This window comes from Streptococcus sp. SM5, from assembly GCF_027497975.1.
Window position 1 is genome coordinate 167,500 of sequence record NZ_JAJNSC010000001.1, and the last position, 14,069, is coordinate 181,568.

The window sequence follows — 14,069 nt, forward strand, 5'->3', positions numbered from 1 at the left end:
ACTTCCTAACTTCTTATTTTTAGTAAAACTCACCAGTCTTAATCTTTCTTATCTTGATTTTCAGTTCCTTTAACTGCTTTTTTAAATTCAGATAGCATTTTACCGATTGACTCTCCTAGTTCAGGCAATCGCTTTGGTCCGAAGATCAAGAGAGCTCCTAAAACAATAATAATCAATCCTGGTGCTCCGATATCACGTAAGATTCCCATTTCTCTCTCCTTTCTGCTTGCGTTTCATAATATGTTTGCTGATAGCAATACTCAATTCATAGAGTAATATCAAGGGGGCAGTCATTGCCAAATCGCTGACAAAGTCAGCTGGTGTCAAGATGACTGCGAGTACCAATAAAATAAAATAAGCATATCGGCGATAAGCAATCAATAATTCTGGTCCAATGAGTCCAATTGACGTTAAAAAGGCAATGATAACTGGCAATTCAAAAATCAGAGCCAAGGGCAAGGTCGTTTGAAAAACAAAGGACAGATAATTTTGAGCTGTTAACTGTGTTTCAAATAGTCCTTCTCCTAGCCCTAATAAAACCTGAAGTAAGGCTGGTGTTACAAAGTAAAAACCAAAAGCCAGTCCAACTAGAAAACAAAGGAAACTAGCTGGAATATAGGCAAAAATTACTCTAGCTTCTTCCTTTCTTAAACCAGGTTTGATGAAAGACCAAATATGATAAACTGTATAAGGTAGGGTGATGGTAAAGGCCATCAGACTAGCCAAACGTATGTATATCCATAAAATATCATTAGGACCTAAAACAATCAACTTTTGCTGAAAAGCTTGGGTCACATACTGGTAAATCTGGTCTGCAAAAAGCAAGGAGACACAGAATACTAAAAAGAAGCAAATGACCACTGCCAATAATCTCTTTCTAAATTCTACCAGATGTTCAACGATTGTCAATTCTTTTCTATCCATCTATTTTTCACCCTGTCTGAAAGTGACAATCAAGACAATAACAACAAAGACTAGCTGGCTAACCAAACCTTCCCAACTTGGATAAATTCCAAGTAAGTCGATTGTTAGAAATCCTGTCAGCAAGTGATTTGGTACCATATTAGTCAACTGAAGAGCGTGGACACTAACCCCTAGCATCTTGAATGCCAAAGCATAAATCATCCAAGTCAAGATAAAGAAGACCTTATGAGGCAGGAAGAATTGACTGGCCTTGTTCATCACAATAGCAATAATTACCAGAACCAGCAAGGCAAGGGAAATTCCCAAGACAAATTCAAAGCTGGAAATTCTTGGTAAAATCCCAACATAAAAGAGAATGGTTTCTGCTCCCTCACGGAAAACAGCTAGAAAACTGAGAGCAAACATGGAAATAAAGGAGCCTGTCTTGGTCACTGTTTCCATTTGTGACTCCATAAAGGCATTCCATTTTTTGACCGAGGATTTGCTGTGGAGCCAGATTCCAATCAAAATCATCATAGCAACTGCAAAAATCCCAACTGCTCCTTCGATGATTTCACGATTGGATCCTGATGTCACTGCTGGAAAAGCAATTTGCAGGATGAAAGCAATAACCAGACTTGCCATGATCCCTGTGATAGCACCACCATAAACCCACTTGAGCCCTTTACGCATCTTGGCTGCTTTCAAGGTCGTTACCAAGGCCATAACGATTAAGAGAGCCTCTACCCCTTCTCTTAGGAGAATCAGCATAACATCAAAGGCATTGTAACGTGCACTAGTATCAATCTGTGATAAATCTGCAATCAGTTTTTCTAATTTTTCTTGGTAGTCCTTCTCACTTCCCTTAACCATAATCACAGGGCTTTCACTTTCCACTCGAGTATAGAGGGAAGGATTGGTTGTGCTGACAGAACCCTCAATCGTTGGCCAGATAGTGATAAATTCCTTCATACTAGCTACTCCTGATGATTGGTCGCCAGCTTGGAATTGTTCTAGAGCCTTCTTCAAAAGGGCAATACCGTCTTTAAGATTCAAATCAGAAGACGTTGCTACTACTTCTTTTCCGCTTACAAAATCATCAATAGCCTTTTTTAAGTCCTCAAAGGAAGTCTGGATCGAGTTAAAATCTGTAGGCTCGGTTTCCATGCTACTACGTAGGAAGGAAATAGCTGTTTCAACACGTCCATAATGGGCCGTACTATTGTCACGAACCACACTTTCATTGATAGTCCAAGTGGAATTCATTTTCTTAAAGGCTTCTCGCACTTTTTCCAAATCTTTGGAGGCAATGGCCTGCTCCAATGCTTCAAAACGAGGACTTAGACGGTTCACCAATTTTTCCTTTTCCGCATCTAAGTCAACAGGATTTTGTTCTTTTTCAAAGGCTAATAAGGCTGAAGAAAGTTGAGTGAGTTTGTCTTCAGTAATCTCTCCTGATTGTACTAACTTTTCCTTAACGACTTTACCAGCCTCAGAATTACTGTCTTTTACTCTTTCAAAGTCTGATGCCATCTCTGCAACGAGTTTCTGTGCTTCAGACTGATTGCCATTTTTAACCGCTTTGGACGCATCTGTGATTTTCACAAAGTAAGAACTTAGACTCTCTTGGGCACCTACTGGGGAAAGAATTAAAAATAACAAAGCTAAAACCAAGAACCAGCTTCTAGCCTTCCAATAATTTCTGACCAATGTAGCCTCCTTTCTCCACACCACCAAAGCAAGCAAAGAGTCCACTACCGATGTGAGTGATATATTCATTCATCTTATCAGTAGCACCTAGATTGGTTTGAACCTTGACAAAGTTATCAGGATCCTTCTGGAAAGAAATGAAGAGCAGACCCGTATCAAACTGGCCAGTCTTTTCATCAATCCCATCTGAGTAAGAATAAGAACGACGTAAAAGGGGCTTGTCCACTTCCTTGGCTAAACGAACATGCGAATCATCTGGCAAAAGACTCAAATCCACTTCATCAAACTCATTTTTCTTACCGAAGGGAGCACCACTTTCCTTATAACGGCCAAAAGTATTTTCTTGTTCTTCAAGACTAGTACGGTCCCAGGTCTCTAAAAACATCTGAATCCGACGAACTGCCATATAAGATCCATTTTCCATCCAGTCCTTACTATCAGCCCAGATAACGCGGTCAAAGTCTTGCTCCTTGGTTGGATTTGCTGTCCCATCTTTAAAACCAAAGAGGTTACGCGGAGTCTCCATTCGATCTCCGATGGCAGCAAAACCAGACTGACTCCAGCGAAGAGTCACGGCATTTCTGCCCTTACGGATGAGGTTGCGAATCGCATGAAAGGCAACCTGCTCATCATCTGCGCAAGCCTGAATGACAATATCCCCACCAGTATATTTTTCACGCAATTGCTCTTTAGGGAATGGCGGTAAATCTCTGAACACTTGAGGACGCTTGTTTTCTAAGTTCAATTTTTTCAAAAAATTCGCAGACACACCAAAAGTCAGGGTCAAACGATGCGGATTGAGTCCTACTGTTTCCCCTGTATCACTAGGTGGTAAAAGGCCGTTTTGACCATCTTTTTTAACCAATTCTCCTTCTACCAGTTTTGCACTATAATCTGTCCAATCCTTGAACAACTGAATAATCTTATCCTTATCCGTCGTATGCAAGTCCAAGACAACAAAATAGATATTCTTTTGCATGGGCGTACTAATGCCAGCTTGATGCTTACCATAAAAAGCAATTTTTTCATTTCCGTACGAGATTTTTTCCTGACTTCCTAGCTTAGGTGCGAAAAAAGCAGAAGCACCAGAGAGTCCTAGCGCTAAACCAGCCCCTCCAATGCCTGCTTTTTTTAGAAATTCTCGACGGTCCATTTTCTTCTCAAAAAACTTTTCGTCTTTTTCAGTCATGACTCTTATTCTCCACTAAGAAATTTACCCATTTGTGATAGAGGTTCACCAAGTTTTGTCACAGCTTCTGACAATTCTTTGGTATCTTCTTTTGTTAAATCAGTATAGAGTTTGTAGTGTTCCTTGTCAGTCATGTGTTTGTCCAGCAAACTATTAACAGACTTGAAATCTGCTTCCAATTCTTTAACTAGGTTGGCGTCTGATTTTTCAAGTAAAGGTTTAAAGAGTTGGAAAATCTTCTCAGCTCCCTCGATATTGGCACGGAAGTCATACAAGTCTGTATGAGAATAAATTTCCTCTTCACCCGTAATCTTGCTTGTTGCCACTTCGTTTAGCAAGTCAACTGCTCCAGTCAACATAACCTTGTAGTCTACATCCACAGTTGCAATCTTGGCTTTCAATTCCTTGATATCATTGACCAACTGATCGCCATAGCTTTCAGTTCCTTTAGTCGTATTTTCTTCCCAAAGGATACGTTCGATACGGTGGAAACCTGACCAACCTTCCTCTGTCTTGTTTTCGTCCATATAGTCTGCCAAACGGAAGTCAATCTTAACATCTGACTCACCAAAACTTTCGGCAATCGGTTCTGAACGCTCATAAGACATACGAATCAGTGGATAAACCTTCTTAGACTCTTCTAATTTGCCTTCTTTCAACAGTTTGACAAAGCCTTCCGTATCGGTCAACAGTTTATCAATTTGCTCTTGCACAAAAGTCTTATAGTCAGCAGTGGCCTTATCAAGCATTTTTTGCTTGTCTTCAGATAAGGCTGTCACCTTAGAAGAATCACTTGTGTTGCTTGGCTTAGATTGGTTATTAGCACAAGCAGTCAATAGCAAGGCTGAAGATAAAAGGACAAAACCTAGTTTTTTCATTGTTTACTCCTATTGGTTCAGGAAACCTGAATTAATTTTACGTTTCATTATACCATATTTTCACTCATTTTTCAATAAATTGTCAGACAATTTAATGTTTTGAATTTAAACTTATATTAGACTTTTAACCTCAAAATTGATAAAATAGGAATGAAAATAATTGTAAAAGAATTTTAAGTCCTTAGGATTTTTTATCCAACACTACTATTCACGCAAACAAGACAAAATCTTGGCAAAAAGATACCGTAGCAAAGAGTACACCAAACTACCACTCATTATGGGCGGTAGTTTTCTTTTCGTCTAAAATAGAGATAAAAAGATAGGTGGTAGCCTTATGCGTTATGGTTATGTACGAGTATCCACTAAGGAGCAAAATATCGATAGACAAATGTCTGCCTTGGCATTCGAAAATATTCCCCAAAATCAAATTTTTATACATAGGGCCTCTGGAAAAGATTTTGACAGGACGGAATACCAAAAATTGCTAACCGTTCTACAAGCAGATGATGAGATAGTTATTAAATCAATTGATAGACTCGGACGAAACTACGATGATATTTTAGAACAATGGCAGTTACTCACTAAGACAAAAAAGGTACATATCAGAGTTTTAGATTTTCCACTCTTAAATACTAAAAATACCAGCGATACAATCACTGGTAAACTAATTTCTGATTTGGTTTTACAAGTTTTATCTTATGTGTCTCAAATGGAAAGAGAGCAAATCAAGTAAAGACAACTAGAAGGAATTCGAGAAGCTCAAAAAAGAGGGAAACAGTTCGGAAGACCGAAGCTAAATGATCCACCAAATTTTTACGATTTAGAAAAAAAATACAGACAAAAAAAAATAACTATTCGTGAAGGAGCAGAAATCTTAGGAGTTTCAAAAAGTACTTTTCATAATTGGCTAAAAAACTATAGTTTTTGTCAAAAAAAGTAGGAAATTTTGGACAACTAGTATCTCACCATTTTTAATTCAAAATAATGAAAAATTTAGTATTTTGATGGATTATATCTTCTTTGTTTATTCTATCAATTTTGTCCATAAAAGTCTACATTATTGGACAAAGGATTACTTCAAAAATAATAGGAGGTCTCTTTTAATGAAGACAAAATCTAAAATTAAACTTTTTGCAACTGCTATAATTGCAACTGCTAGTATAGGTGTAGCTGGTGCGATTACACAATCTAATACTGTTACCGCAAACGAAGTTACAGTTACAGAACGAGACGGGTTCCCAACAGTGACGTTCGAGACTGATGCAGTATTTAAGAATTTTGAAGAAGCTAATACTTTTGCTGAAGGACGTGCTGCTGAAATCTTAGAAGCAACTGATGGCTATAAAGATTATTCCCTAAATGCTGCTCCAGCGCTAGACGGAACTTCAAACTATCTTGTTAGTGGTGAAATCCGTGCCTACAAAGATTATTCAGGCGCAAGTGTAACTGCTGAACAAGCAAAGAAGAATATCGAAACTGCTGCTCGTAAGGTGGTTAAAGATGCAAACCCTTCAATTTCAACTACAAAACCTGTTACTCCTACTAAACCTGTAGAAGAGGTCAAACCTGTTACTCCAGCTAAACCTGTGGAAGAAGTTAAATCTGAAACTCCTACTAAACCAGAAAAAGATGTTAAATCTGAAACTCCGGCTAAACCAGAAAAAGATGTTAAATCTGAAACTCCGGCTAAACCAGAAAAAGATGTTAAATCTGAAACTCCGGCTAAACCAGAAAACAACAAAAACAACGACAAGAAGACTTTACCAAATACAGGTGAATCAACATCTACTCTTGGAATTATCGGTACTGTCCTTTCAATCACTGGACTAGGATTTATCGTAAAACGTAAGCGTGGGTAGAGAGATTAAATAACTGTAGAGTACTATCTTACAAACTTAAAAAGTTCTAACATTACAAAAATTAGCTATGATTAAAAAAACAACCTTATTTACTATTCTTACCTTAACTAGTCTAACTCTTGTAGCCTGTCAACAAAAGCAAGAAGCTACTACTTCAGCAAGTACAGAACAAACGAGTTCCACTAGTAAGGAATCCTCCAGCTCCTCTTCTGAAGTGAAGAAAACGTTTTATAGTTTATATAACGAGGTAATAGAAAAATATTCTCAACCACAAAATATACCAATCATGGACATGAAGATTAATCCCGTAGCCAAGTTTATAAATACCGAGCCAGAAGTATATTCAGATATCGACTACTGTCTATATGATTTTGATAAAAATGGGACAGACGAACTAATCATTGCTCTGAAAATTAAGTCAGGTAAACATGATATTCTAGACATCAGAACGATTCAGAATGATAAAGTCGTTCAACTCACTAATGCAGAAAATTATCTAGATGTTATCGGAGTAGAAGAGATTTTTGTCCCTCTTGAAGATGGATATTTTCAACTTTCAAGAGCATCTGGTGGTGAAAAATCTCACAAGCTCTATAAACTAAATACAAATACACCTGACTTAGAATTACTCACTGAATCAGATACAGAAGCAGGATTAGGAACTAGACCACCACTACTGAACCAAGATACATTTTCTTGGAAATCTGTAACAAAGCCAATATTAGGAGAAACAACACCCTCACAAGAAATTAAAGGAATGAATCTATCAGCTATCCAAAACGGTGATTTTTCAAGTATCTCTGGTACATGGCGCAATAGTGCTGGTGTAGAACTTGTATTTGACGAACATGGACTGGTTAGTGATCATTCGCAAGTTTCAATTGAATATGCTAAAGAAATTGACCACTATATTAAGGCAGGTTTACTTCCTAGAAATGGAGGAGCTGGTGGTTCTGCCCTTGCCTTTTTACCTGCAGGAATTCCTTTGACAACGGCTATCACTTCTTCACCCGAAAACGGATATAAGGACCTGTCCGATATTAGCCAAGAACGACTATGGGCAGGACAACAACTTATAGAAGGAAATAGCTCAGGATTTTTCTATAAGGTAGAATAGTCTTAGTAGACTCTTAAACTAGCTCATAAAATATCTATTAACTTTCCATAAATACATATAGGATAAATATTCTTATTTTCTTAGAATATTTATCCTATATTTTTATTAACTTTACATTCCTATCAATACTATCTGAATTCACTCTGAAAAAGATTAGACTTTTAAGTCTAAAATTGATAAAATAAAAAAGAAAATAATTGGAAAAGGAAACTATAAATTACCATGATGAATATGCAAAACATGATGCGCCAAGCGCAAAAACTTCAAAAACAGATGGAACAAAGTCAAGCTGAACTTGCTACTATGCAATTTGTTGGCAAATCTGCTCAAGACCTTGTTCAAGCGACCTTGACTGGAGATAAGAAAGTTATCAGCATTGACTTCAATCCAGCTGTCGTTGACCCAGAAGATCTTGAAACTCTTTCTGATATGACCGTTCAGGCTATCAACTCAGCTCTTGAACAGATCAATGAAACTACTAAGAAAAAACTGGGTGCTTTCGCTGGAAAATTGCCATTCTAATCATAAGAAAAACCGGCTCTATAATATTTGTAGGGGGTAAATCCCCCTACAGATATTATGGAGCCATTTTGTTTTATTGAAAAAAGTCTGACAAAATCAATACAATGCATTTTTTATAAGAATGAAACTTCCAGCAGCCTTTTAACTTTTTATTAATAAGTCCCTTCTTCACCTTGACTAGTCAAGATAACAGGTCCATCTTTAGTAATCACGAATTGGTGTTCATATTGACAAGATAAACCACCGTCAATGGTCTTATGCGCCCAGCCAGTTTTCATATCTGTATCAATTTCCCAGTCACCTGTATTGATCATTGGTTCAATGGTCAATACCATTCCTTCACGGAGACGAAGCCCACGACCAGCAATACCATAGTTAGGAACCATTGGTTCTTCGTGCATGGTTGGACCAACACCATGACCAACCAAATCACGTACTACACCGTAACCACGACTTTCAGCGTATTCTTGAATAGCTGCACCAATATCACCAATACGATTTCCAACAACAGCTTGCTCGATTCCCTTGTACATAGCTTCTTTGGTTACATCCATCAAGTTTTTCACTTCTTCGGACGGCGTACCAACAGCATAAGCCCAACATGAGTCTGCAAGACCACCAGAGTAGCTCTGGGTGTATTTTTTCATTTGCTCCACATTGTTGAAGTTTAGTTTTGAGACATTCAGGTCAGATTTCGCAATAGGACCTCCCAAAACCATATCAACCTTGAGCAAATCACCATCTTTCAAAATATAGTGACGAGGGAAAGCGTGAGCTACTTCATCGTTAAGAGAGCAACAAGTAGCATAAGGATAGTCCATCATGGCACCGTCAACCCCAATCTGAAGTGGAAGGAAATTTTCTTCCTTACAACGACGGCGAACGTATTCTTCAACTTCCCACATATCTACTCCAGGCTTAATCAAATCACGCAAGCCGATATGAATACTTGCTAGAAAATCACCGGCCTTATCCATAGCTTCAATTTCACGAGCTGATTTTAATGTTATCATTTTTTCTCCTAGTTTCTAATTAATTTTAACGGTTACATTTGCTTTTGAAACAATCTGATGCCCATGATAAATATCGTAATCAATAATAGCTGACCGTCTCGTATGATGGATAATGCGTGCTTGAATGCGCAATATATCATCTATCTGAACAGCCTGCAAAAAGTAGATTAGCATCTGCTCGATAATGAGATTGCGACCACTATTAACAACCAAATCTTGAGTCATATGGGTCAGAATTTCTGCCAATACTCCATTAGCCAAAACACCGTTCTTCTCTAGCATAAAGGGTTCCACTGTAATCACTACTTCATCATGGTGATAAGAAAGTTTTTGACCAATCTGCTCAGAAAAAGTTGGTAGAGCCGAAACTTGGGAACGACTCATCTTCTCCATGACATCTCGTCTGGTTACAACCCCAAGCAAGGTTTGATTATTACGAACAACTGGTACCATTTCAAAATCTTCAGCAATCATCCGTTGACTCACATTGGCAATATTTGTAGATAATCCAACTAAAAATAGACTACGAGACATGACCTTATCAATTGTGGTACTTGGTGACTTATCACCAGCATCTCTCATAGTAACAACCCCAACAACAACCTGATGTTGATTAATAACAGGGAAACGACTGCTACGATTCTTACGTACCAAGTCCAAATAATCTTTAACAGTGTCAGTCTCTCTCAAAAAACCATACTCATGACTCGGACGGTACAGTTTCTCAACTGTCAAAATATCTGTTTTGATTTGAACATTTGACAAGGCTTTATTGATCATGGTCGCAACGGTGAAAGTGTCATGTTTGCTTCTTAAAACAGGAATTCCTTTTTGATTAGCCAGTTTAATCACATCATCATGAACCTGAAATCCACCTGTCACAAGAACGGCATTTTCATTTTCCAGCGCTAATAATTGAATACGAGTCCGGTCTCCGACAATCAAGAGTCCCCCATCATGAAGGTAAGACAAAATATTTTGCTCAGTCATGGCACCGATTGAAAACTTACTAAATTCTCTCTCTAAACCTTCTTGCCCAGCCAAAACCTCAGAAGAAGTCACTTCTGCAATTTCTGCAAATGTTAATCTTTCAATAGCAACTTTCTGAGATTTAACACGGATAGTACCACTTCTTGGACGAGTCTCTACAATTCCACGATTTTCAGCTTCTTTAATGGCCCGATAAGCCGTTCCATCACTGACTCCTAGATGGTTGGAAATACTTCGAACACTGACTCTTTTACCAACGGGTAATTCTTCCAAATAGCTTAGAATTTCTTGGTGTTTACTCATTAATTTCTCCCTTTACAAAGCGAAACTCAAGATAATCACGCATTTTCTTTGTATAGCGATCACTTCCTTTAAACTGACGAATCAATCGAAATCCAGACTTAAGAGCAACCCGTTGACTAGCTTCATTTTCAAGGTGGGTAATGATGGATAATTGTTTTAAACCAAATTCCCCAAAAGAAAGTTGGCAAAGTTTTTTAACAACTTCTGTCATAAAACCTTTAGACCATGAATCTTTTCTCAAAAAATAACCAAGTTCTGCTTCTTTTTTTATTTCATCTAGCTTTTCAAACTTAATTGAACCAATCATTTTTTCAGTTTTCTTATCACAAATAGCCCATACCCCTAAAGGAGCCTTCATAAAATAATTGGCCAGTGCATATTGACTTTCTTCTGGACTAGCTTGACTTGGAAAAATGAATTGTAAATTTTCTGGATTTGAAGCTATATCATGGAAGTCCTTACTATCACTAAAAAAGAAAGGACGCAAATACAAGCGATCCGTTTCAAAAAAAGAAAACATTGCTAATTTGGTCCAAATATTCATAACCACCTCTACGGTTTATTCTTCAACAAGTGTAATATCCGCTCCTAGATTACGTAATTTTTCAATAATATCTGAATAACCACGTAAGATGAACTCAATATTTGTAATTTCAGTTTTACCTTCAGCCATTAGTCCAGCAATGACAAGTGCTGCCCCAGCTCTAAGGTCAGTAGCTTTTACATTTGCACCACGTAAACTACGTCCACCAGTATATAAAATATGGTCGTTTGTAGTCGTAATATCCGCGTCCATCTTTGCTAGTTCAAAAACATGGTTTACACGTTTCTCATAAATGGTATCAATAATGGTTCCACGCCCCTCTGCTGTTAACAGAAGAGGAGTAATTGGTTGTTGCAAGTCAGTAGCAAAACCTGGATAAGGAGCTGTCTTAATATTGATTGCTTTCAAATTAGACTGTTCCTCAACAAAAATGCTGTCTTCAGATACAGTCATTCGTACTCCCATTTCTTCCAACTTAGCAATAAATCCTTCTAAGTGTTCATAAAGAACATTATTAATACGAATTCCCTTACCAACTGCAGCAGCTAAGGAAATGTACGTTCCCGCTTCAATACGGTCTGGAATCACCTGATGACGCGTTCCATGTAATCTGTCAACACCATCAATAATGATAATATTGGTTCCAGCACCACGGATATGAGCCCCCATATTATTCAAGAGAGTAGCAACGTCAATAATCTCAGGTTCTCGGGCTGCATTTTCAATAATAGTACGACCATTTGCTTTAACCGCAGCAATCATTGTATTAATCGTCGCACCTACACTTACCGTATCCATGTAAATACTTGCACCATGAAGTCCCACATCTTTAGCAGATAACTTCATGTTATCACCCTCGTAGCTAACAGTGGCTCCCATAGCTTCAAAAGCCTTAAGATGTAAGTCAATAGGACGTGGTCCCAAATCACATCCACCAGGTAAACCAACTGTAGCTTCTCCAAAGCGACCTAAAAGACTTCCATAAAAATAATAAGATGCACGAAGACTATTGATTTTCCCATAAGGCATTGGAATATTTTGAACACCTCTTGGATCAATCTCTAACACATCGTCATAACGCTTAACGGTAGCACCCATCAATTCCATAATTTCGACAAGACTAGCAACATCCGAAATATCTGGAACACAATCCAAAGTCACAACATCATCTGCCAAGATAATAGCTGGAATCAAAGCTACAACACTATTTTTTGCACCACTAATGGTAATCTCACCTTGCAGGGGCAAGCCACCATTGATAACAATTTTTCTCATTTTAAATTTTTAATACTCTTTCAAAATTTCTAAAAAGGTCCTGTGTTAAAGTATACCATAATTTCACCTTTTTTTCCATCATTTTCAATTATATTAGCTGAATCGTATTTGTATTAACTGGCCTTTTTTAAAAAGTTTTGCCCCTTATTTGCCCCCTGCTACAAAAAAACCTATCATACAGGCTAGAAAGCTTGATATGATAGGCTTTTTTCATTTTAATTAACGTACTGTACGGATACGCATTGTGTTTGTACGTACAGCTTCTCCAACTGGTACACCAGCTACGATAACGATATCGTCACCAGATTGTACAAGACCTGCTTCAACTGCTTTACGTTCAGCAATTTCGAACATATCATCAGTTGATGATGGAGCATCTGTCAACATTGGGATAACACCCCAGTTCAACATCAATCCACGTTCTGTCAATTCGTCGAATGTCAATGCCAAGATGTCAGCATTTGGACGGTATTTAGAAATCAAACGTGCAGTGTGACCTGTCTTAGTAAGAGTTACAACCAATTTAATGTCCATTGAGTTAGTAGCATCTTTAACAGCTGAAGCCATTACTTCTGTCTTAGAGTTACGTTCAAATGAATCTGAGTTCAAACGACCGTATTCGTTAAGAAGAGTCTGAGCGTTCTTGTCGATTGTAGCCATTGTAGTTACTGACTCAAGTGGGTATTTACCGTTTGCAGACTCACCTGAAAGCATTGTAGCATCAGTACCGTCGATAACAGCGTTGAATACGTCTGATACTTCTGAACGAGTTGCACGTGGTTTTTCAGTCATTGTTTCAAGCATGTTTGTTGCTGTGATAACAACTTTACCTGCAGCATTGACTTTCTTGATAATCATTTTTTGGTAAACTGGAACCATTTCGAATGGTACTTCGATACCCATGTCACCACGAGCGATCATGATACCATCAGCAGCTTCGATGATTTCATCCAAGTTGTCGATACCTTGTTGGTTTTCGATTTTAGCGAACAATTGAACGTGTCCGTTTCCAGTTTCTTTACAGATTGCACGAACTTCGTTCACGTCTTTTGCAGTACGTACGAATGAAATCGCGATGAAGTTAATTCCTTGTTCAAGACCAAAGCGGATATCGTCGTTATCACGTTCAGCAAGAGCTGGGAAAGGAATTTTAGTGTTAGGGATGTTAACACCTTTTTGTTTAGCAATTACACCATCGTTTTCAACTTCAACTTCAAACTCACGAGTTGCGTCATCTTTAGCAACCACACGAAGACCAAGTTTACCATCGTCAACCAAAACTTGACGACCAACTTCAACATCATCATAGATGTCAAGAGCACCAGCAACGTTCAATGCGATCACATCACGAGTTGATTTGATTCCTTGTTTAGTAGCAACACGGATTTTTTCACCAGTTGTGTAAGAGTATTCTTTTGCATCTCCTTCAAACAATTCAGTACGGATTTCTGGTCCTTTTGTATCAAGAAGGAAACCAACTTTTTTACCTGCAAGTTTTTCAGCAAGTTTAACAGTTGCCATACGGTCACCTTGCTCTTGGTGGTCACCGTGTGAGAAGTTGAAACGGAATGTGTTAGCACCAGCTTCGATCAATTTAGCAATGTTTTTAGCTGAAGCTTCAACATCAAGTTTTTCACCCCAGTATCCGTCATCACCGAATTTTTTACCACCACGGATTTCAACCGCAGGTCCCAAAGTTGCAACGATTTTTACACGTTTGTTCATGATTTTTGTGACTCCTTTATATATATGACCTTTTTGGTCTT

13 protein-coding genes and 1 pseudogene are annotated in these 14,069 nt (G+C 38.1%); 4 read left to right on the forward strand and 10 right to left on the reverse strand.

The genetic code is table 11. From position 1 onward, the window contains the following. Positions 1-38: 38 nt before the first annotated feature. From tatA to efeO, 5 genes are read right to left on the reverse strand one after another with little or no spacing between them, the layout of a single operon-like run. Positions 39-209, reverse strand: a complete 171-nt coding sequence (tatA, locus tag PAN07_RS00770; protein WP_020902402.1) for a twin-arginine translocase TatA/TatE family subunit — start codon at positions 207-209, stop codon at positions 39-41. Continuing rightward, the gene (gene tatC / locus PAN07_RS00775) at positions 193-924 is read right to left on the reverse strand and encodes a twin-arginine translocase subunit TatC (RefSeq protein ID WP_084863343.1); all 732 of its coding nucleotides are present in this window, start codon (positions 922-924) and stop codon (positions 193-195) included. Before tatC ends, tatA begins: the two co-directional genes overlap by 17 nt. Further along, positions 925-2,613, reverse strand: a complete 1,689-nt coding sequence (locus PAN07_RS00780) for an FTR1 family protein (protein WP_084863341.1) — start codon at positions 2,611-2,613, stop codon at positions 925-927. After that, positions 2,588-3,802, reverse strand: coding sequence for an iron uptake transporter deferrochelatase/peroxidase subunit (gene efeB, locus PAN07_RS00785; protein ID WP_084863340.1), 1,215 nt, complete (start codon positions 3,800-3,802; stop codon positions 2,588-2,590). Before efeB ends, PAN07_RS00780 begins: the two co-directional genes overlap by 26 nt. A 5-nt stretch (positions 3,803-3,807) precedes the next feature. Then, positions 3,808-4,680: an iron uptake system protein EfeO gene (efeO, locus tag PAN07_RS00790; protein ID WP_084863338.1), complete on the reverse strand. Its 873-nt coding sequence runs from the start codon at positions 4,678-4,680 to the stop codon at positions 3,808-3,810. 334 nt (positions 4,681-5,014) lie between these two features. On the opposite strand from efeO, the pseudogene PAN07_RS00795 reads away from it, so the two are divergent. The 4 genes and pseudogenes from PAN07_RS00795 to PAN07_RS00810 all read left to right on the forward strand — a co-directional run bounded on the left by PAN07_RS00795 (position 5,015) and on the right by PAN07_RS00810 (position 8,178). Then, positions 5,015-5,620: pseudogene (locus PAN07_RS00795) on the forward strand (recombinase family protein). Positions 5,621-5,783: 163 nt separating this feature from the next. Then, positions 5,784-6,539 carry an LPXTG cell wall anchor domain-containing protein gene (locus PAN07_RS00800; RefSeq protein ID WP_269796708.1) on the forward strand — a complete coding sequence of 252 codons (756 nt, stop codon included), beginning with the start codon at positions 5,784-5,786 and terminating at the stop codon, positions 6,537-6,539. Between the two features lie 67 nt (positions 6,540-6,606). Continuing rightward, the gene (locus tag PAN07_RS00805) at positions 6,607-7,656 is read left to right on the forward strand and encodes a DUF6287 domain-containing protein (RefSeq protein WP_269796709.1); all 1,050 of its coding nucleotides are present in this window, start codon (positions 6,607-6,609) and stop codon (positions 7,654-7,656) included. Positions 7,657-7,878: 222 nt separating this feature from the next. Continuing rightward, entirely contained in the window at positions 7,879-8,178 is a 300-nt protein-coding gene (locus tag PAN07_RS00810) for a YbaB/EbfC family nucleoid-associated protein (protein WP_084863333.1), read from the forward strand. Positions 8,179-8,330: 152 nt separating this feature from the next. Here the strand turns inward: PAN07_RS00810 and PAN07_RS00815 are convergent, their stop codons facing one another. The 5 genes from PAN07_RS00815 to pyk all read right to left on the reverse strand — a co-directional run bounded on the left by PAN07_RS00815 (position 8,331) and on the right by pyk (position 14,028). Beyond that, positions 8,331-9,191: a methionyl aminopeptidase gene (locus PAN07_RS00815; RefSeq protein WP_000631543.1), complete on the reverse strand. Its 861-nt coding sequence runs from the start codon at positions 9,189-9,191 to the stop codon at positions 8,331-8,333. A 15-nt stretch (positions 9,192-9,206) separates the two neighbouring features. Beyond that, positions 9,207-10,484, reverse strand: a complete 1,278-nt coding sequence (gene spxR, locus PAN07_RS00820; protein ID WP_000033822.1) for a CBS-HotDog domain-containing transcription factor SpxR — start codon at positions 10,482-10,484, stop codon at positions 9,207-9,209. After that, positions 10,477-11,028 carry a GNAT family N-acetyltransferase gene (locus PAN07_RS00825; RefSeq protein ID WP_020902408.1) on the reverse strand — a complete coding sequence of 184 codons (552 nt, stop codon included), beginning with the start codon at positions 11,026-11,028 and terminating at the stop codon, positions 10,477-10,479. The genes spxR and PAN07_RS00825 overlap by 8 nt, the downstream gene beginning before the upstream one ends. 15 nt (positions 11,029-11,043) lie before the next feature. Further along, the gene (locus PAN07_RS00830) at positions 11,044-12,303 is read right to left on the reverse strand and encodes a UDP-N-acetylglucosamine 1-carboxyvinyltransferase (RefSeq protein WP_020902409.1); all 1,260 of its coding nucleotides are present in this window, start codon (positions 12,301-12,303) and stop codon (positions 11,044-11,046) included. Positions 12,304-12,522: 219 nt separating this feature from the next. Then, positions 12,523-14,028: a pyruvate kinase gene (pyk, locus tag PAN07_RS00835; protein WP_004259601.1), complete on the reverse strand. Its 1,506-nt coding sequence runs from the start codon at positions 14,026-14,028 to the stop codon at positions 12,523-12,525. Positions 14,029-14,069: the final 41 nt, after the last annotated feature.